This is a genomic window from Pseudomonas sp. TE3728, from assembly GCF_056279145.1.
This window is the reverse complement of sequence record NZ_JBWBQT010000001.1, coordinates 5,176,934-5,195,287: the sequence shown is the minus strand read 5'-3', so window position 1 is coordinate 5,195,287 and position 18,354 is coordinate 5,176,934. Positions and strand designations below refer to the sequence as shown.

18 protein-coding genes are annotated in these 18,354 nt (G+C 59.5%); 9 read left to right on the top strand and 9 right to left on the bottom strand.

Annotated elements, in window-relative coordinates; genetic code table 11:
- The first annotated feature begins 3 nt into the window (after positions 1-3).
- The 8 genes from lptC (at position 4) to ACZ89R_RS22655 (ending at position 5,531) form a co-directional block, all read left to right on the top strand.
- Positions 4-576 (top strand): LPS export ABC transporter periplasmic protein LptC, encoded by a 573-nt coding sequence (lptC, locus tag ACZ89R_RS22690; RefSeq protein ID WP_429544520.1) that lies wholly within the window; start codon positions 4-6, stop codon positions 574-576.
- Entirely contained in the window at positions 563-1,111 is a 549-nt protein-coding gene (lptA, locus tag ACZ89R_RS22685; RefSeq protein ID WP_007901540.1) for a lipopolysaccharide transport periplasmic protein LptA, read from the top strand. Before lptC ends, lptA begins: the two co-directional genes overlap by 14 nt.
- The gene (lptB, locus tag ACZ89R_RS22680; protein WP_030128011.1) at positions 1,111-1,836 is read left to right on the top strand and encodes an LPS export ABC transporter ATP-binding protein; all 726 of its coding nucleotides are present in this window, start codon (positions 1,111-1,113) and stop codon (positions 1,834-1,836) included. Before lptA ends, lptB begins: the two co-directional genes overlap by 1 nt.
- 185 nt (positions 1,837-2,021) lie before the next feature.
- Complete coding sequence (locus ACZ89R_RS22675; RefSeq protein ID WP_429544521.1) at positions 2,022-3,515, top strand: RNA polymerase factor sigma-54; 1,494 nt, start codon at positions 2,022-2,024, stop codon at positions 3,513-3,515.
- A gap of 79 nt (positions 3,516-3,594) precedes the next feature.
- The gene (gene hpf, locus ACZ89R_RS22670) at positions 3,595-3,903 is read left to right on the top strand and encodes a ribosome hibernation-promoting factor, HPF/YfiA family (RefSeq protein WP_003178005.1); all 309 of its coding nucleotides are present in this window, start codon (positions 3,595-3,597) and stop codon (positions 3,901-3,903) included.
- A 12-nt stretch (positions 3,904-3,915) separates the two neighbouring features.
- Complete coding sequence (gene ptsN / locus ACZ89R_RS22665; protein WP_007901530.1) at positions 3,916-4,380, top strand: PTS IIA-like nitrogen regulatory protein PtsN; 465 nt, start codon at positions 3,916-3,918, stop codon at positions 4,378-4,380.
- A gap of 2 nt (positions 4,381-4,382) precedes the next feature.
- Positions 4,383-5,240: an RNase adapter RapZ gene (gene rapZ / locus ACZ89R_RS22660; RefSeq protein ID WP_123498993.1), complete on the top strand. Its 858-nt coding sequence runs from the start codon at positions 4,383-4,385 to the stop codon at positions 5,238-5,240.
- Positions 5,241-5,255: 15 nt separating this feature from the next.
- Complete coding sequence (locus tag ACZ89R_RS22655) at positions 5,256-5,531, top strand: HPr family phosphocarrier protein (protein WP_123498991.1); 276 nt, start codon at positions 5,256-5,258, stop codon at positions 5,529-5,531.
- Between the two features lie 105 nt (positions 5,532-5,636).
- On the opposite strand, the gene ACZ89R_RS22650 is transcribed toward ACZ89R_RS22655, so the two are convergent.
- The 6 genes from ACZ89R_RS22650 to pmbA form a co-directional block, all read right to left on the bottom strand.
- The gene (locus ACZ89R_RS22650; protein WP_429544522.1) at positions 5,637-6,530 is read right to left on the bottom strand and encodes a ZIP family metal transporter; all 894 of its coding nucleotides are present in this window, start codon (positions 6,528-6,530) and stop codon (positions 5,637-5,639) included.
- Between the two features lie 296 nt (positions 6,531-6,826).
- Positions 6,827-7,438, bottom strand: coding sequence for a superoxide dismutase (locus tag ACZ89R_RS22645; RefSeq protein ID WP_429544523.1), 612 nt, complete (start codon positions 7,436-7,438; stop codon positions 6,827-6,829).
- Position 7,439: 1 nt separating this feature from the next.
- Positions 7,440-7,877 (bottom strand): hypothetical protein, encoded by a 438-nt coding sequence (locus tag ACZ89R_RS22640; RefSeq protein WP_429544524.1) that lies wholly within the window; start codon positions 7,875-7,877, stop codon positions 7,440-7,442.
- Between the two features lie 27 nt (positions 7,878-7,904).
- A complete protein-coding gene (locus tag ACZ89R_RS22635; protein ID WP_429544525.1) occupies positions 7,905-9,281 on the bottom strand; it encodes a class II fumarate hydratase in 1,377 nt (458 codons plus the stop codon).
- Complete coding sequence (locus ACZ89R_RS22630) at positions 9,274-9,669, bottom strand: FagA protein (protein ID WP_429544526.1); 396 nt, start codon at positions 9,667-9,669, stop codon at positions 9,274-9,276. The genes ACZ89R_RS22635 and ACZ89R_RS22630 overlap by 8 nt, the downstream gene beginning before the upstream one ends.
- Before the next feature lie 247 nt (positions 9,670-9,916).
- Complete coding sequence (gene pmbA, locus ACZ89R_RS22625; RefSeq protein ID WP_192346239.1) at positions 9,917-11,263, bottom strand: metalloprotease PmbA; 1,347 nt, start codon at positions 11,261-11,263, stop codon at positions 9,917-9,919.
- Positions 11,264-11,371: 108 nt separating this feature from the next.
- Here pmbA and yjgA point away from each other — a divergent pair, with 108 nt between their 5' ends.
- Positions 11,372-11,896, top strand: a complete 525-nt coding sequence (yjgA, locus tag ACZ89R_RS22620) for a ribosome biogenesis factor YjgA (protein ID WP_007901505.1) — start codon at positions 11,372-11,374, stop codon at positions 11,894-11,896.
- A 117-nt stretch (positions 11,897-12,013) separates the two neighbouring features.
- Here the strand turns inward: yjgA and tldD are convergent, their stop codons facing one another.
- From tldD to ACZ89R_RS22605, 3 genes are all read right to left on the bottom strand, one after another.
- Positions 12,014-13,456: a metalloprotease TldD gene (gene tldD / locus ACZ89R_RS22615; protein WP_123355886.1), complete on the bottom strand. Its 1,443-nt coding sequence runs from the start codon at positions 13,454-13,456 to the stop codon at positions 12,014-12,016.
- 12 nt (positions 13,457-13,468) lie between these two features.
- On the bottom strand, positions 13,469-14,323 hold the full coding sequence (locus ACZ89R_RS22610) for a carbon-nitrogen hydrolase family protein (protein WP_429544527.1): 855 nt from the start codon (positions 14,321-14,323) through the stop codon (positions 13,469-13,471).
- A 184-nt stretch (positions 14,324-14,507) separates the two neighbouring features.
- Positions 14,508-18,311, bottom strand: a complete 3,804-nt coding sequence (locus ACZ89R_RS22605; protein ID WP_429544528.1) for a YhdP family protein — start codon at positions 18,309-18,311, stop codon at positions 14,508-14,510.
- Positions 18,312-18,354 lie beyond the last annotated feature (43 nt).

Here is an 18,354-nt window from a genome sequence, read left to right as displayed (position 1 = left end):
ATCATGCTGAGCAAAAGAATTCGTAACATCCTGGTGTTCGGTTGCATCGCCGCGATTTTTGCAGCGGTTGGTTACTGGAACATCAGCCCGGAACGTTTCCTCGACAAACCGGTGGTGAAGGTCGATGAAACCGCGATCGACTATTACGCCATCAACGCCCACAGCGTGCAGTACCTGCCCGACGGCAAACTGCAATATGAGATGACGTCGGACAAGGTCGAACACGTGAAAGCGAGCGAGGTGACGTTGCTGACCAATCCGGACCTGAACATGTTCCGTGGCACCGAATTCCCCTGGCACGTCCAGAGCGAGCGCGGCGAAGTCAACCCGGACGGCACTCAGGTCGAGCTGATTGACTCGGTACGTATCACGCGTTTCGACGAAAAAAACCGTAAAACCCTGATTACCACCACCCGTATGACCGTGTTCCCGCAGCAGCAATATGCGCAGACCGATCAACCCGTTAGAATCGACGGCGCTGGCGGTGTATCGACAGGCAACGGAATGAAAGCGTACTTGAAAGAAAGCAGGATACACCTGCTATCGAACGTAAGAGGACAGTATGAGGCTCGTTAAAACTCTCCCTATTTTGCTCAGTCTGGGCGCAGCACTGGGAAGCGTGAGCGCCTGGGCTCTGCCGAACGATCAAGAGCAGCCTATCCGCATTCAGGCCGACGATGCCCAACTGGACGACAAGAACGGCGTTGCCACCTATAAGGGCGATGTGATCATCACCCAGGGCTCGATGAAGGTCACCGGCAATACCGTGACCATCACCCGCACCCCGACCGGCGACATCGACGTGGTGACTTCGGTGGGCAACCTTGCCTACTTCGAGCAACTGCAAACGGCGGGCGATACCAAGCCGGTCCAGGGCTACGGCGTAACTATCCAGTACCACGCCTCGCAAAACCGCGTCGTGCTGATCGATCGCGCCAAAGTCATCGATAAGGACAACAACGTCACCCAAGGCGAGAAAATCGTCTACGACACGGTCAAAAAGCTTGCGAGCGCCGGTCGCGCCACGGGTAACAAGGTCACCGAGGCACGCCCTCGCATCGACATGGTGATCCAGCCGAAGAAGAAAACCGACGAGCAAAAGGCCCAGTAATGGCAACTCTGAAAGCTCAGCATCTGGCCAAGAGCTACAAGAGCCGTCAGGTCGTGCGCGACGTCAGCCTGTCCATCGACAGCGGTCAGATCGTCGGCCTGCTTGGCCCTAACGGCGCCGGTAAAACCACCTGTTTCTATATGATTGTCGGCCTGGTACAGGCCGATCAAGGCCGCGTACTGATCGACGACCTGGACGTCAGCCACCAGCCGATGCACGGTCGTGCGAAGGCCGGCATCGGCTATCTTCCGCAAGAAGCGTCGATCTTCCGCAAACTGTCGGTGGCCGACAACATCATGGCCATCCTCGAGACCCGCAAGGAGCTCGATAAGGCCGGTCGTCGCCAAGAGCTGGAAAGCCTGCTGCAGGAATTTCACATCCATCACATCCGCGACAATCTCGGCATGAGCCTGTCCGGTGGTGAACGCCGCCGTGTGGAAATCGCCCGGGCACTGGCTACCAACCCGAAATTCATCCTCCTCGACGAACCCTTCGCCGGCGTGGACCCGATTTCGGTGGGCGACATCAAGCAGATCATCCATCACCTCAAGGCTAAAGGCATTGGCGTGCTGATCACGGACCACAACGTTCGTGAGACCCTGGATATCTGCGAAACCGCCTACATCGTCAACGACGGCCAACTGATTGCTGAAGGTGACTCCGCCACCATCCTCGCCAATGAACTGGTCAAGGAAGTGTATCTGGGCCACGAGTTCCGCCTGTAAGCACCTGAGGTGCCCAGGTCGCCGAGGGAGCGCTCGCTTCAATAAAAAATCAATAACTTTTTATTGTTACAGCGCTCTAGGCAAACACTTCAGTTTCGGGCATATAATTTGCTTATGTTTGGCGCTTCGGCGCCCTGTAGTGGATGGCGCATGTGCGCCGGCGAATAAGGTGTTAAGCCCCTGCCATGAAACCATCGCTAGTCTTGAGAATGGGCCAGCAGCTGACGATGACACCGCAGCTGCAACAGGCCATCCGCCTGCTCCAATTGTCGACCCTGGACCTGCAACAGGAAATCCAGGAGGCTCTGGAGTCCAATCCGATGCTCGAACGCCAGGAAGAAGGCGACGACTTCGATAACGCCGACCCCTTGGCCGATAGCGCCGAACAGAAACCCAACGCCGACATTCAGGAACCCTCCTACCAGGAAACCGCCCCGACGGTGGACAACCTTGAGGAAGGCGACTGGAACGAGCGCATCCCCAACGAATTGCCCGTCGACACAGCCTGGGAGGATGTCTACCAGACCAGCGCCAGCAGCCTGCCGAGCAACGATGACGACGAGTGGGACTTCACCACCCGCACATCGGCCGGTGAAAGCCTGCAAAGCCATTTGCTCTGGCAACTGAACCTGGCACCTATGTCCGACACCGATCGCCTGATCGCCGTGACCCTGATCGACTGCATCAACAATCAGGGCTACCTGGACGAAACCCTCGAGGAAATCCTCGAAGCGTTCGACCCGGAACTGGACATCGAACTGGACGAAATCGAAGCCGTCCTGCACCGCATCCAGCAATTCGAACCCGCTGGCATCGGCGCCCGCAACCTCGGTGAATGCCTGCTACTGCAACTGCGCCAGTTGTCCGCCAAGACCCCTTGGCTGGCCGAAGCCAAGCGTCTGGTCACCGATTACATCGACCTGCTCGGCAGCCGCGACTACAGCCAGCTGATGCGCCGCATGAAGCTCAAGGAAGATGAGCTGCGCCAGGTCATCGAATTGGTCCAGAGCCTCAACCCACGCCCGGGTTCACAAATCGAGTCCACCGAAGCCGAATACGTCGTTCCCGACGTGATCGTGCGCAAGGACAACGAGCGCTGGCTGGTGGAGCTGAACCAGGAATCGGTGCCACGCCTACGGGTCAACGCCCAATATGCCGGTTTCGTGCGCCGTGCCGATACCAGCGCTGACAACACCTTCATGCGTAATCAGCTGCAGGAGGCTCGCTGGTTCATCAAGAGCCTGCAAAGCCGCAATGAAACCCTGATGAAAGTCGCCACCCAGATCGTCGAGCATCAACGCGGCTTTCTCGAATACGGTGACGAAGCCATGAAGCCGTTGGTGCTGCATGACATTGCCGAAGCAGTCGGCATGCATGAATCGACAATTTCACGGGTGACCACGCAAAAATTCATGCATACCCCACGGGGCATCTATGAACTGAAATACTTTTTTTCCAGCCACGTCAGTACCTCTGAAGGCGGTGAATGCTCGTCCACGGCGATCCGCGCGATCATCAAAAAACTGGTTGCTGCGGAAAATCAGAAAAAGCCGTTGAGTGACAGCAAGATCGCTGGTTTACTGGAGGCACAAGGCATTCAGGTAGCCCGTCGCACCGTCGCCAAGTACCGCGAATCCCTGGGGATTGCGCCTTCCAGCGAACGCAAGCGGTTGATGTAGCCGCCGGGCTCGCCACAGCGTTCCAGTGGCAGGCATTTCTGCCTGCCGCTTTATGCACTGGCAACGAAGGAGAAGCTGTATGCAAGTCAACATCAGTGGACACCAACTGGAAGTGACCGAACCCCTGCGCACCTACATCGGCGAAAAACTCGACCGGTTAGAGAGGCATTTCGACAAGATCACCAATGTGCAAGTCACGATGAACGTCGAAAAACTGCTGCAGAAGATCGAAGCCACGCTGCATATTCCCGGCGGAGAAGTGGTCGCCAATGCCGAGCATACGGACATGTATGCCGCCATCGACCTGCTGACCGACAAGCTGGATCGCCAACTTAAAAAGCATAAGGAAAAGACCCAGAGCCTCCTTCAGGGCGCGACCGGTCGTTAACACCCCCAATCCATGATCCGACTAGAAACCATCCTGACCCCCGGCCGTTCCCAAGTGAACGCGCCGGGTGGCAGTAAAAAGAAAGCCCTCGAGCAAATTGCCAACCTTATCCACCGCGAAGTACCGGATCTGGAAATGCAGGACGTCTTCGAGGCCCTGATTGCCCGTGAGAAACTCGGTTCTACCGGTTTCGGCAACGGCATCGCCATCCCCCACTGCCGGCTCAAAGGCTGCACCTCGCCAATCAGTGCGCTGCTGCACCTGGAAGCCCCTATCGATTTCGATGCCATCGACGGTGCCCCCGTTGACCTGCTGTTTGTGCTGCTGGTCCCGGAAGCCGCCACCGACGCACACCTGGAACTGCTACGCCAGATTGCCAGCATGCTGGATCGCAAGGAAGTGCGTGAAAAATTGCGTAGCGCCCCGAGCAACGAAGCCTTGTATCAGGTTGTCCTGGACGAGCAGAACGGTCACTAATCATGCGCCTGATCATCGTCAGTGGCCGCTCCGGCTCAGGTAAAAGTACCGCCCTCGATGTGCTCGAGGACAACGGCTACTACTGCATCGACAACCTGCCTGCCGGCTTGCTGCCGGAACTGGCCGAACGCGCGCTGATTCACACCGAACTGGCACAACCGCTGGTGGCCGTGTCCATCGATGCGCGCAACCTGCCGAGCCACCTGTCACGGTTTCCCGAATTGCTGGAAGAGGTCCGCAGCCGGCATATCCAGTGCGATGTGCTGTATCTGGACGCTGACGAAGAAACCTTGCTCAAACGCTTTTCGGAAACTCGCCGTCGTCACCCGCTGAGCAGCGCCAATCGTTCGCTGGCGGAGGCGATCCAGGATGAAACCAATCTGCTGGGGCCTATTGCCGATCTGGCTGACCTCAAAGTCAATACCACCAATCTGAACCTGTATCAGCTACGCGATACCATCAAGCTGCGCCTGCTGAATCAGCCGGAGCCCGGCACTGCGTTCCTGGTGGAATCTTTCGGGTTCAAGCGTGGCATGCCTGTGGACGCCGATCTGGTATTCGACGTGCGCTGCCTGCCCAACCCTTACTGGAAGCCGGAGCTACGGGCACAGTCCGGGCTTGATCAACCGGTGGCCGAGTACCTGGCGGCACAGCCGGACGTCGAAGAGATGTTCCAGGACATTTCCTCATACTTGCTCAAGTGGCTACCCCGCTTTGCCGCCAGCAATCGCGCCTATGTCACCATTGCCATTGGCTGCACTGGCGGGCATCACCGCTCTGTCTACCTGACCGAACGTCTGGGTCAGGTCCTGCAAAAAACCCTGAAGAACGTCCAGGTCCGCCACCGCGACCTCAGCTAAAGGATTCACATCGCGATGCCTGCTCTGGAAATCGAAATTATCAACAAGCTGGGCCTGCATGCCCGCGCGTCTGCAAAATTTGTCGGAGTCGCCGGTCAGTTCAAGGATTGCACGATCAGGGTAGGACGCACGCCAGAATCCGTGGTCGATGGCAAAAGCATCATGGCCATGATGATGCTGGCCGCTGGCAAGGGCACCAAAATCCACCTGATTACCGAAGGCGAACAGGAGCAGGAAGCGCTGGATGCACTGGTGAAGCTGATAAACAACTACTTCGACGAAGGCGAATAAAAGTCAAAAGATCGCAGCCTCGTTTCACTCGACAGCTCCTACAAGGATCTGCATACAGTAGGAGCTGTCGAGTGAAACGAGGCTGCGATCTTTTGATCCTGTTTTTCAAGCCAACGCTGTATCCATCACCATCATCAGACAAAACCCGATCAGCAGCCCAAGGCTGGCCAGTTTGTCGTGACCATGGCGGCGCGATTCGGGGATGACTTCGTGAGTCACCACCAGCAACATCGCACCGGCCGCCAGTGCCAGCCCCAAAGGCAACAGCAGTTCGGCCAGGCTCACCAGCCAGGCGCATAACAATGCAAAGACCGGCTCGACCAACCCTGATGCAGCACCGATCAGGAACGCCTTGACCCGCGACATCCCTGCCCCGGCCAACACCAACGCAATGACCAGTCCTTCCGGCACATCCTGCAAGGCGATGCCCATGGCCAGGCTGTCGGCGTCAGGCATGCCACCACCGGCCGAGACGCCGACCGCCATGCCTTCGGGGATGTTGTGGGCGATGATGGCAAACACAAACAACCAGATCCGCGGTGGAATCACCGATCGCTTCAGTGTCCCCACGAGCATTTCGGGCGTAGCGCCAGACACCCTGCGATCCACCAGAAACAACCCGAATGCGCCCAGAAGGATGCCGAAGCTAATCAGGCCGCTGGCCGCCCAAGGCGTCAGCCCAAGGTTTTCTGCCGCGGCAATGCCCGGCACGATCAGCGAAAACGCCGTCGCGGCGAGCATCACCCCGGCTCCGAAACCGAGCAATATGTCGCTGACTGCCTGAGGCATCTGCCGAATCACCAGCACCGGCACCGCGCCCAAAGCGGTACCCAAGGCGCAAATCGCCCCGCCTTGCAGGGCACGCTGCAGTTTCGGTTCGAGGTCCAGCCAGCTCAGCCCTTGGGCAGCCAATAACGTCATGCCCGCCAGCAGTAACAGCGATCCCAGTGCGTAACGAAACATTCGTCCACTTCCGATCGCCAGTGTTTCAGTGCCCATAGTCAGCCCTGGATTGTTTTATAGAGACTTAGGGGGCGTTCTCAACTAGTTCCCCCTCCGCGTTGTCGCCTTAAAGCGGGCCAGGCAAGGCGCAGGCCGCTGGGAATGGTTGTTCCCTTTCCAAGGCCTGCAACGCAGCCTGGCCCGCTTTAAGGCACAACCCGAAGGGCCGGGCCTGCTGTTGTGCGGGGCTGCGTTGCTCGAAGCTTATTTGGAATGACCAAACCACGCTTCTCGCGCCTTGCCCTGCACAACAGCAGACCCGGCGCGGAGGGGAAACTAGTTGAGAATGCCCCCTAAACCAGTGCAGCCTGATAACGCGCGGCGACTTCGGGCCAATTGATCACGTTGTAGAACGCATTGATGTATTCAGGACGGCGGTTCTGATAGCGCAGGTAATAAGCGTGCTCCCAAACGTCCAGGCCGAGAATCGGCGTATTGCCGTTCATCAATGGGCTGTCCTGGTTGCCGCTGCTTTCAACGATCAAGCTCTTTTGCGGCGTCACACTCAACCAGGCCCAACCGCTGCCGAAACGGGTCAGCGCAGCTTTGGTGAAGGCTTCCTTGAAGTTGTCGAGACCACCCAGCTGTTCGTCGATCGCCTTGGCCAGCGCGCCTTCAGGTTGGCCTCCGCCGTTGGGTGCCATCACTTCCCAGAACAACGAATGGTTGGCATGCCCCCCGCCCTGATTGATCACCGCCGCACGGAGCCTTTCCGGCAATTGCTGGACCGCCGCCACCAGTTTTTCCACGGGCCATTCGGCAAATTCGGTGCCTTCGACTGCGGCGTTGAGGTTGTTGATGTAGGTCTGGTGGTGTTTGGTGTAGTGGATTTCCATGGTCTGCGCATCGATGTGCGGTTCCAGGGCGTCATAGGCGTACGGCAAGGCAGGCAAGGTAAAAGCCATTTCAATGAACTCCATGTTGTAAGGGCTCAGGCTGATGCGCGGGCGGCGTCTCGCGGTGTAGCAAACGCTGGGTGCGCGGATACTCGCCGTGTTCGCTGATGAAATTCAGCAGCTCGACATAGGTTTTGCTGCTCTGGCGTAGCGCGGCTTCACGCAAGGCTGGCGCCAGTCGCGGGTCCTGCATGGTCTGCAAAAGCCGTTGATGGATCGCGCACAGGTACTCGGCGCTCTCCTCCGGCTGGTTCAGACGCAGGTGCAGGTCCGCCAGGTTATGATGGGAAATCACGCAAGCCGCCACCGCTTCGTCGGCATCGGCCCAGCGCTCGAACAACACCTGGGCCAAGGCCAATGCCTGCAAATAAGCCTCGCGGGCATCGACCAGCTCGCCCAGCATGAAACAGCGATTTGCTCTTTCGATCGTGCGTTTCCAGTGCTCCATGGTGAGCCTCCAAAGCGGTAGCGGTGATTACACGCCGCCTGCGGTGAGCTTCTCTGGGTTGAGCAATTCTTCCAGTTGGCTGCGCGTCAGGTCGGTGTGTTCCAGGGCGACATCGATCACCGGCCGGCCCTGCTGATAAGCCTTCTTGGCAATCTCGGCGGCTTTTTGGTAACCAATGATCGGGTTGAGTGCAGTGACCAGAATCGGATTGCGCGACAGCGCTTCCTTGAGCCGGGCCTCGTTGACCTTGAAGCTGGCGATAGCCTTGTCACCCAGCAGACGGCTGGCGTTGGCCAGCAATTGGATACTGCTCAGCAGGTTATGGGCGATGATCGGCAGCATGACGTTCAACTCGAAATTGCCCGACTGACCGGCGACGGTGATCACCGTGTCGTTGCCAATCACCTGAGCGGCGACCATCGCGGTAGCTTCCGGGATCACCGGATTGACCTTGCCGGGCATGATCGACGAGCCGGGCTGCAAGGCTTCGAGTTCGATTTCACCGAGCCCGGCCAACGGGCCGGAATTCATCCAGCGCAGGTCGTTGGCGATTTTCATCAAGGAAACTGCGGTAGCCTTGAGCTGCCCTGAAACGCTGACCGCCGTGTCCTGCGAGCCGATTAGCGCAAACAAGTCCTTGCCCGGCGTGAACTGAACCTGCGTCAGTTGGCTGAGTTGCTGGCTGAAATGCGCCGCAAATTGCGGATGAGCATTGATCCCGGTACCCACCGCCGTGCCGCCCTGGGCCAGCGATTGCAGACTCGGCAGTAGATCCTGCAGGTGACCGATATTGGCCTTGAGCTGTTGCGCCCAACCATTGAGCACCTGACTCAGGCGCACAGGCATGGCGTCCATCAAATGGGTACGCCCGGTTTTGACGAATGGATGAACCTGCTCGGCCTTGTGCTCGATCACCTGCACCAGATGCACCAACGCCGGCAGCAACTGCTCATGCAAGCTCAATGCGGCGCTGACATGGATGGTGGTCGGGATGATGTCGTTGCTGCTTTGGCCGCAATTGACGTGATCGTTGGGATTCACCGGCTCGCCCAGCAAGCGGCTGGCCAGGGTGGCGATCACTTCGTTGGCGTTCATGTTGGAACTGGTGCCGGAACCGGTCTGGAAGATATCCACCGGGAAGTGCTGCATGAAATCGCCTTCGAGCAAGCCTTGAGCGGCGTCGACGATCGCCTTGCCCTGGGATTCGCTGATCTGTTTGAGCTCGACGTTGGCTCGGGCGGCAGCGGCCTTGGCCAGAATCAGCGCCCGGATGAACTGCACGGGCATCGGTTTGCCGCTGATCGGGAAGTTATCCACCGCGCGTTGGGTTTGCGCGCCGTACAAAGCATCAATCGGGACATTTAACTCGCCCATGCTGTCGCGTTCGATACGTGTGTTATTCATCAGGAGATCCTTGCACCAGTTCTATGAGAGGAATCGAAGGTTGCAACTCGCAAGTCGCCAATTGCCACGCGTAGCTTTGCCAACGTTTGAGGCGGCATTTGCAGAGTGATTGCCGTTCGAGATCGCGCAACGGCCGCCAGGCCTGGTCGAGACACAGGCTGCGCCAGTGCCAGGGCAGCGCGACATCGGCGGCAGTGTCGAGCAATAAACGGAAGGAAGTTTCGGCGATGGTCCAGGGAGAGGTCGCCGTGCAACACGCCAGATACCGGCCTTCGGCCAGGTAATGTTCAATCAGGCGTGGTTCGTCAGGGTCCATGGCGCAACGGATCTGGCGACTCATCCAGCGCCAGCTTTCGAGGTAAGGCTGCTCGTGCAAGGCAGAACTCATGATCCGGGCTCATTCGGTAATGAGATTTATTATTAGATGATAATGAGAACCAAAACAAGACTTGCGGCTCAAGCCAACCATTGTGGGAGCGAGCCTGCTCGCGATTGCGGTGAAACATTCGACAACTATTTCGACTGACACGCCGCTTTCTCGAGCAGGCTCGCTCCCACAAGGGACGGTGCAAGACGCATAAAAAAGGCGCGCCACCCAATGGGGTGGCGCGCCTTTTTGTGCAGCGATCGGAGGCTTAGCTACCCGCCACTGTCATCCGCTCGATCAACACCGACCCGGTGCGAATATTGCTGCGCAGTTCCAGGTCATTACCAACTGCGATGATCTGCTTGAACATGTCACGCATGTTGCCGGCGATAGTCACCTCCTGCACCGCGAACTGGATTTCGCCGTTCTCGACCCAGAAACCCGCCGCGCCACGGGAGTAATCGCCAGTGACCATGTTCAGGCCCTGCCCCATCAGTTCGGTGACCAGCAAGCCTCGGCCCATGCGGCGCAGCAAGGCTGCCTGATCTTCGTCACCATGGGTGACGAATAGGTTGTGCACGCCGCCGGCGTTGGCGGTGCTCGGCATGCCTAGCTTGCGGCCGGAGTAGGTGCCGAGTACGTAGGACACCAACTCGCCCTTCTCCACGAACGGCTTGGCATAGGTCGCCAGGCCATCGCCGTCGAAAGCCGAACTGCCCAAAGCGCGCATCAGGTGCGGACGCTCATCGATGGTCAGCCATTCCGGGAACAGCTTCTGCCCCAGCGTGCCTTCGAGGAACGACGATTTGCGATACAGACTGCCGCCGGAGATCGCCGACAGGAAACTGCCGAACAAGCCACCGGCCAGTTCCGCGGAAAACAGCACCGGCACTTCACAGGTCGGCACCGGACGCGCGCCCAGACGGCTCGCCGCCCGTTGCGCGGCACGTTGGCCGATGCTCTCTGGAGAGGCCAGCAAATTGCCCTGACGGTTCACGTCATACCAGTAATCGCGCTGCATCTGGCCATCGGCTTCGGCGATCATTACGCAACTGAGGCTGTGACGAGTGGACGCGTAAGCACCGATAAAACCGTGGCTGTTACCGTAAACCCGGCAGCCCTGGTGAGTGCTGAGGGTGGTGCCGTCGGCATTCTTGATCCGGCTGTCGGCGGCAAACGCCGCCGCTTCACAGGCCAGGGCCTGCTCGATGGCTTGCTCCGGGGTAATGTCCCATTGATGGAACAGGTCGAAATCCTGCAGATCCTTGGCCATCAGCGCGGCATCCGCCAGGCCCGAGGCTTCGTCTTCAGACGTGTGCTTGGCAATAGCGAGTGCCGCGGCGACGGTTTCGCGAATCGCTTCCGGGCCGCTGGCCGATGTGCTGGCCGAGCCCTTGCGCTGGCCTACGTACAAGGTGATGCCGAAGCCCTGATCGCGATTGAACTCAACGGTTTCGACTTCCCGCTGACGCACCGTGGTCGACAAGCCCTGCTCCAGCGACACGGCCACTTCACAGGCACTGGCGCCCTGGCGCTTGGCTTCAGCGATGATCTGCTCGACTTGTTCTTGCAGTGCCGGCAACGCTTGTGGGCCGACGCTTTCAACTGCACTCATGCTGTTCTCCACTCAAATTCTGCTTTCGGCTGGGGCCTTCGAGCGACCGGGCCGGACAAGCGGCCCCCGACTGGTTATCATGGCGGCGTTTCTTTGCGGACGGCCACCATGGTTGATTCTTACGACGACTCCCTCGATACGGGAGAAAAAAGCAAATCCCAGGTTAAACGCGAGCTTCATGCTCTGGTTGACCTTGGCGAGCGCCTTACAACACTCAAGCCTGACTTGCTGGCAAAACTGCCGTTGACCGACGCTATGCGCCGGGCCCTGGCCGATGCGCCCAAGCACACCGCGAATATCGCGCGTAAACGGCACCTTATGTTCATCGGCAAACTGATGCGCGATCAGGACACTGACGCCATTCTGACTCTGCTCGATCAACTGGATGCCTCCACTCGGCAGTACAACGAACGCTTCCATGGCCTGGAACGCTGGCGCGATCGCTTGATCGCGGGCGACGATGCAGTCTTGGAGAAGTTCGTACTCGACTACCCGGAAGCTGATCGTCAGCAATTGCGCTCCCTGATCCGTCAGGCCCAGCACGAACTGGCGACCAACAAGCCACCGGCTTCGAGCCGTAAAATTTTCAAGTACATCCGTGAGCTGGACGAGACTCAACGCGGTCTGCGTTAACGTCGCGCATCCCCTGTAGGAGCTGCCGCAGGCTGCGATCTTTTGATCCTGATTTTGATTTTGTAAAATCAAAAGTCAAAAGATCGCAGCCTGCGGCAGCTCCTACAGGGGATATCTTCATGCGCCTGTGCCACCCACAGTAATCGCATCAATTTTCAGCGTTGGCTGGCCGACACCCACCGGCACCGACTGCCCATCCTTGCCACACGTGCCCACACCGCTGTCCAGCGCCAGATCGTTACCGACCATCGACACCTTGCTCATGGCTTCCGGCCCGTTGCCGATCAACGTCGCACCTTTGACCGGGGCAGTAATCTTGCCGTCTTCGATCAGGTACGCCTCGCTGGTGGAGAACACGAACTTGCCGCTGGTGATGTCCACCTGACCGCCGCCGAGGTTGGCGCAGTAGATGCCTTTTTTCACCGAGGCGATGATTTCCGCCGGGTCGCTTTCGCCACCGAGCATGTAAGTGTTGGTCATGCGCGGCATCGGCAGATGCGCATAGGATTCCCGACGACCGTTGCCGGTGCGGGCCACGCCCATCAGACGCGCATTAAGCTTGTCCTGCATATAACCTTTGAGCACGCCGTTTTCGATCAGCGTGGTGCACTCGGTCGGGGTGCCTTCGTCGTCGACGCTCAGGGAACCACGGCGCCCGGCGAGGGTGCCGTCATCGACGATGGTGCAGAGCTTCGAGGCAACCATCTCGCCCATGCGCCCGCTGTAGGCCGAACTGCCCTTGCGGTTGAAATCGCCTTCCAGGCCATGGCCGACGGCTTCGTGCAGCAACACGCCGGACCAACCCGAACCCAACACCACCGGCAACGTACCGGCCGGGGCCGGGATCGCTTCCAGATTCACCAGCGCCTGACGCAACGCTTCGCGGGCATAGCCCATGGCGCGGTCGTCGCTGAGGAAATAGCGGTAATCGGTACGACCGCCACCGCCATGGCCACCGCGTTCACGACGGCCATTCTGCTCGACGATCACGCTGACATTGAAACGCACCAGCGGTCGCACATCTGCCGCCAGGCCGCCATCGGTGGAAGCAATCAAAATCCGCTCCCAGACCCCAGCCATGCTCACAGTAACTTGCTGGATACGCGGGTCGAGGGCACGGGTCGCCACGTCGATACGCTTGAGCAGCTCGACTTTCTCGGCACGGGTCATCACTTCCAGCGGGTTATCCGGCCCGTACAATTGGGCGACATCCTGGGTGGTGAATGCCTGCACGGTGCCGTTCTGCCCGGCCCGGGAGATCGAACGGGCTGCACGGGCTGCCGCGCCCAGCGCTTCGAGGGTGATCGCATTGCTGTAGGCGAAACCGGTCTTCTCACCCGATTGCGCACGCACGCCGACACCCTGGTCAAGATTGAAGCTGCCTTCCTTGACGATCCCGTCTTCCAGCGCCCAGGATTCGGAAATCTGCCCCTGGAAATACAGGTCGGCGGCATCGATGCCCGGGCCGGCCAGATCGCCGAGCACACCTTGCAGGCTCTCGATCGTTACGCCGCCGGGCGCCAGGAGGTGTTCACTGACGGAGGACAACAACTCGCTCATATGCTTTATGCCTTAAATTCGTCGTTCTGATGCAGGTCGCTGGGCGCCCTGCGAGAAAAAGCGCCGGTGAGTGGACACCGGCATCCGCGCCCTGATGGACGCCTGTTCGCTGCTGTCGCGTTGGGCCAGCAGCACGGCCTCGCCTTGATCCTGTTGCGCCAGCACACGCCCCCATGGGTCGACGATGGCGGCGTGACCAAAGGTTTCTCGTGGCCCCGGATGCGTTCCACCCTGGGCGGCCGCGAGCATGTAACACTGGGTCTCGATGGCCCGTGCGCGAATCAGCACGTCCCAATGGGCCGCACCGGTCACTGCGGTAAAGGCCGACGGCGCGGTGATCAACTCCGCGCCAGCCGCACGCAATTCGCTGTACAGCTCCGGGAAACGCAGGTCATAACATACCGTCAGGCCGACTCGACCGACCGGAGTATCGGCAATAACCACACCACTGCCATAAGCATAGTCATCGGATTCGCGATAACGCCCGCGATTATCCGCCACGTCTACGTCGAACAGGTGCAGCTTGTCATACCGTGCAACGGTTTCGCCGCGGTCATCCACCAGCAACGAGCATGCATGCACTTTGGCCGTCGGTTGGTCCTCCGGCGGCAACGGCAATGTGCCGGCCACTATCCATAACTTGAGGTCGCGGGCGGTCTGTTTCAACCACGGCAGGATCGGGCCTTCGCCCAAGGCTTCGGCGCGGCCGATGTCGGCAATGTCGCGCCGGCCCATGGCAGCGAAGTTTTCCGGCAGCACGGCAAGCCGCGCGCCACCGCTCGCCGCCTGCTCAAGCAGACGACGGGCCTGGGCCAGATTGACCAGCACGTCGCTCTGGCTGACCATTTGAATCACCGCTACAGACATGGCCTATTCCCTATGTGAAATCTACGCATACCGGTAGGCTCTGCGGAGTGAAACGAGCCTGCGATCTTTTGACCTTGAACTTTGAAGTCAAAAGATCGCAGCCTGCGGCAGCTCCTACAGGGTAAGCGGCGTCGCATGAAAACATGCTACTCCATAGGCCCAAAGAGTGCTTTTTCAAAAGAATTCAAAAAGGCTTGTCGAAGGTGATTTTCGGATCTTTCCATGGGCCTTTGACGGTGTATCTGACGCTGGCATAGCGCGCCACGCGGTCACCGATCAGCTTGTCGATCAGGAACAGCGCCCCGCCGACAGCCGGTGCACCGACGATCAGCGCGGCAATCGGCAGATTGTTGGTCACCGGTAAAGTCACCAACAACTTGGCATCGATCTGATCACCCACCAGGTCCAGCGTGCCATTGAGCTCCACATTGCTCGACGGCCCGGTCAGCAGAATGGGTTCACGGGTCACGTAGACGCCGTTACTGGCAACCAGCAAGCCTTTGACCCGGTCATAGCTCAAGCCTTTGCCGAACAGGTCGGAAAAGTCCAGGCGCAAGCGGCGGCCAATGGAGTTGAAGTTGAGCAGGCCAAATACCCGCAGCGCCTGAGCCCCGCCCTCGACTTCAATGAACTGACCTTTATTCAGCGACGCATCAAGGCTGCCGGAGAAGCGTTTGGTGGCCAGCCACGCGGGTGACCCAGGCCAACGACCATCGACGTCCATGTGAAACTCTTCGCTGGTGACGCTCGGTGCAAACCCCCAGCCCTTGAGCACGTCGGCAAGGTTCTTGCCACTGACTCGGCCCTTGTACCAACTGCTGGAGTTACCCGGCACGCCTTCCCAGCCACCGCTGCCCCGCAAGAGAATGCCCTTGAGGCCCAGATCAAGGGCATTGAAGGCGACGCCCTTGTCGGTCGGCCGAACCTTCAGGTGCCACCCGCCCACCAGATCCGGCCCCTGGAACAGCTGATTAATAGTGACATCCAGCGCCGGGATCTTCGTCGGGTCCACCGTGGCCAGCGGATCCGGTGAATTCTCGTCAGCCAGCGCGGTAGGGTCTCGTGCCGGCAAACGTACGTATTGCAGATTGACCGCAATCGGTGCGGCTTTCGCATCGGCAATTCCCACGCTGCCCTTGGCCTGCTGACTGTCGAGTTGCAGGGCCCACGCGGCCGGTTTGCGCGCCAACTGCACCGACGCCTGATCGAGGGTGGTGCCGAAACCAGTGAGTTTTCCAACCTTCAAATCCGCGCCACTGAGCAACTGTTTGGCACTGCCGCCAGGATCCTGACCAGCATATTTGGTCAGCAGATCCTGCCAGGGGGCGACATCCAGCTCGGACAGTACCCCACGCACGCGCAAGCCTTTGGCGCCGGGTAACACGGCGTTGCCGCCACCGAGAAGCAACTCGCCGCGACCGTCGGCGAAATTGCCGGTCGGCGCCGCAAACGTGAAGTTCGCCAGTTCACCGTAGTTGACCCAGTAACGCCGCTCCGGGCCTTGCAAGGTCATGCGGAACACGGTGTCGCGCCCGACATCGGCCGCCATGCCGAACGGCGCCGGCAAATCCACCGCCACGCCTTTGAGGTTGGAGCTGACCATCAATTGGCTGTCGGCGCCATCAAGGTTCAGTTGCAGCTGATAAGGGATCGTCCCCGTCACCGGCAATGGCTGAGTGACATTCAGCCATTCAGTCAGTTTTTTGACCTCGACCTCACTCGTCGCCGCGACCCGAGTTTTTAGCTTGCCCGGGCTGCCTTCAGCGAATATCTGTGCGGTCACCGGCTTGTCGAAGGCTCGCGCCGTGATCTTTTGCCCGCTCAGCCCCTTGGTGCTGTCGAAACGGAAATCACCCTTGAGTTGCGTCAGTTCGAGGGTGGGCTCACTGAGCTTCAAACGGGCCTTGGCGGTTTTGAAGTCGACGAGGATTTTCGGCTGTTCGCCTTTGACCAGCGGGATATCGAGCTTGAGCTTGCCTTGCAGATCGCCCTCGCCTTCCCAGCCAGCAAACGTGTCGGCGGTGCCGATTGGCGCTTCTTGCAGAATCTTCAGGCCATCGCCCAACCCGCCAGCGAACGCGCCATCGAGGAACAGATGAGTGCTCTGTCCGGCAGGCACACGGGGAATATTGACGTAGACGTCGCTGACCTGGGTGTCGAGCAATTGGCCCTCGCTCGCGAGGATCCGCACGCCGCTGTCTTCGATGAACACATCGCCGCTGACCTTGCTGACATGCGGCCAGCCCGGCTGAAACGCCAGCTCGGCATCGTGGACCTTGAAAAACAGACTGATGCTGCGAGCCGTTTCGGCGGCGCCGTGGTTCAGCGAACCCTGGTACTGGAAGAAACCTTCATCCACCGCGCCTTTGAGAATCGCGGTGCGCAGCCATTCGTCGAGCCCCGGGCTGAGAACCGTCGGCAGGTACTTGGCAGTGTAGCGACCGTCGCCGTCGACCAGGCCGACCCGCAGGTCCATGTAGTCTTCCTGGGCGCGATCGAAATGCAGGCGTATCAGGAAATCGCCGGCAATCTTGCCCTCCTCGCCCAGCACCTTCAGGTACGGCGAGATCAGGGTGAAAGCTTCTTTGTCGAGTTTCCAGGTCAACCGGGCGTTGGCCTGAATGTATTGCCATGGCTTGGCGAAAATCGGGTCCAGATGCAGGGAGAAATCCTTGCTGTCCATGCGCAGTTCGCCCTGCCCGAGGTCGCCGCTGATGCTGCCACTGACATTTCGCACCGCTGGTGCACCGCGATAAGCGTCGAAGCCGACTTTTTCCAGGTTGGCGGCAAAGCTGAATTTAGTGTCATCGGTAGCGGCTGGGCGGAAGTCGATCAGCACATTGCGCAAGACTCCGGTGACCTTGAGCCGCTCGACCGCCGTGGCTATCCCTTCGGGCAGTGGGCCCAATGCGTTCAGCAGCGGAGTGAGCGGTGTGAGATCGAGACGGTCGGCTTGCAGATGCAAGAGCTCTGGCGCCTTGTCTGTCGCCGCCGTTTGTTGAAATTGCAGTTTCGATTCCCAGCGGCTGTCACCCAGGTTCATGGCCAGGGAATCCAGAGTCACCAGGACGCCAGTGGAACTGCGCTGGAAATACCCGTTCAGCGCCAGATTGTTGATCTGGATCGGCTTGCGTTCGGCATAGGCGCCCTTGAGTTGCGGTGCGTTCAAACGAATCGCAGCGCGTTGCAAAGTGCCTTTGCTCCAGTTCATCCAGAGCTCGCCACCGGCCTTGATCTCGGAGAAATTCCATTGCTGGGTCAGTCGCTCGGGCAACCATTTCGACCAATCGCTTTGCGGCAGGCTCAGGTAAGCGTCCGCTTCACCGTCCTTCCATTGGGCTGCGCGCAAACGGGTGCGCAAGCTCATCGCCACCGGCTGGCCGTCGGGCAGGGTCAAACGGGCATCGAGCCGCTGGCGCGATGGACCGGTTTTCAGATTCAGGCCGACATACGTCAGGGTGAGTGGCGCCTCGCCCAACGGCTGCAAAGTGATCTGGCTGTCGAGCACCGACAGCTGCTGGACCATCTGCATGCGATTGAGCAGTTGCTCCGGATTCAGCGGCTGGTCCTGCTGCACCGGCAAACCTTCCAGCGCCCAATGACCGTCCTCGCCTTCCTTGAGGCTGATCTTCAAGCCATTGAGCTCCAGATGTGCAATGCGCACTTCGCGCGCCAGCAGGCTGGCCCAGAGATCCGGCACCGCGCGCACTTGATCCAGGCGCAGGGCATTGGAGCCCGCGCCGACCATCACGTCATGGGCCAAAAGAACCGGGGCGAAACCGCTCCAGTTGCCTTCCAGCTTGCCGATCTGCAGGGGCATGCCCAAGGCATCGCTGGCTTTGTCTTCGACGTCGGCACGGTACTCGGCCACCAGCGGCGTCAGCTCTCGGCCGAGGCTGACGAACAACGCCATCAGCACTAAAACCAACGCACACAGGCCCAGACCCCAGCGGGTCAGTGCGGCCAAAATGCGTGTCAGACGGTCCATGTCAGTTGGCTCCCGTGGCAAAAATACTGCAAAAAGCTGAGGC

Bases quoted from the DNA above. Each gene is read 5' to 3' on its own strand.
- ACZ89R_RS22650 (WP_429544522.1), bottom strand. From the start codon at position 6,530: ATGGGCACTGAAACACTGGCGATCGGAAGTGGACGAATGTTTCGTTAC.
- ACZ89R_RS22640 (WP_429544524.1), bottom strand. From the start codon at position 7,877: ATGGAGCACTGGAAACGCACGATCGAAAGAGCAAATCGCTGTTTCATG.
- lptB (WP_030128011.1), top strand. From the start codon at position 1,111: ATGGCAACTCTGAAAGCTCAGCATCTGGCCAAGAGCTACAAGAGCCGT.
- rapZ (WP_123498993.1), top strand. From the start codon at position 4,383: ATGCGCCTGATCATCGTCAGTGGCCGCTCCGGCTCAGGTAAAAGTACC.
- ACZ89R_RS22635 (WP_429544525.1), bottom strand. From the start codon at position 9,281: ATGAATAACACACGTATCGAACGCGACAGCATGGGCGAGTTAAATGTC.
- pmbA (WP_192346239.1), bottom strand. From the start codon at position 11,263: ATGAGTGCAGTTGAAAGCGTCGGCCCACAAGCGTTGCCGGCACTGCAA.
- ACZ89R_RS22605 (WP_429544528.1), bottom strand. From the start codon at position 18,311: ATGGACCGTCTGACACGCATTTTGGCCGCACTGACCCGCTGGGGTCTG.
- ACZ89R_RS22675 (WP_429544521.1), top strand. From the start codon at position 2,022: ATGAAACCATCGCTAGTCTTGAGAATGGGCCAGCAGCTGACGATGACA.
- ACZ89R_RS22655 (WP_123498991.1), top strand. From the start codon at position 5,256: ATGCCTGCTCTGGAAATCGAAATTATCAACAAGCTGGGCCTGCATGCC.
- ACZ89R_RS22610 (WP_429544527.1), bottom strand. From the start codon at position 14,323: ATGTCTGTAGCGGTGATTCAAATGGTCAGCCAGAGCGACGTGCTGGTC.
- lptC (WP_429544520.1), top strand. From the start codon at position 4: ATGCTGAGCAAAAGAATTCGTAACATCCTGGTGTTCGGTTGCATCGCC.
- ACZ89R_RS22645 (WP_429544523.1), bottom strand. From the start codon at position 7,438: ATGGCTTTTACCTTGCCTGCCTTGCCGTACGCCTATGACGCCCTGGAA.
- tldD (WP_123355886.1), bottom strand. From the start codon at position 13,456: ATGAGCGAGTTGTTGTCCTCCGTCAGTGAACACCTCCTGGCGCCCGGC.
- ACZ89R_RS22630 (WP_429544526.1), bottom strand. From the start codon at position 9,669: ATGAGTTCTGCCTTGCACGAGCAGCCTTACCTCGAAAGCTGGCGCTGG.
- ptsN (WP_007901530.1), top strand. From the start codon at position 3,916: ATGATCCGACTAGAAACCATCCTGACCCCCGGCCGTTCCCAAGTGAAC.
- hpf (WP_003178005.1), top strand. From the start codon at position 3,595: ATGCAAGTCAACATCAGTGGACACCAACTGGAAGTGACCGAACCCCTG.
- yjgA (WP_007901505.1), top strand. From the start codon at position 11,372: ATGGTTGATTCTTACGACGACTCCCTCGATACGGGAGAAAAAAGCAAA.
- lptA (WP_007901540.1), top strand. From the start codon at position 563: ATGAGGCTCGTTAAAACTCTCCCTATTTTGCTCAGTCTGGGCGCAGCA.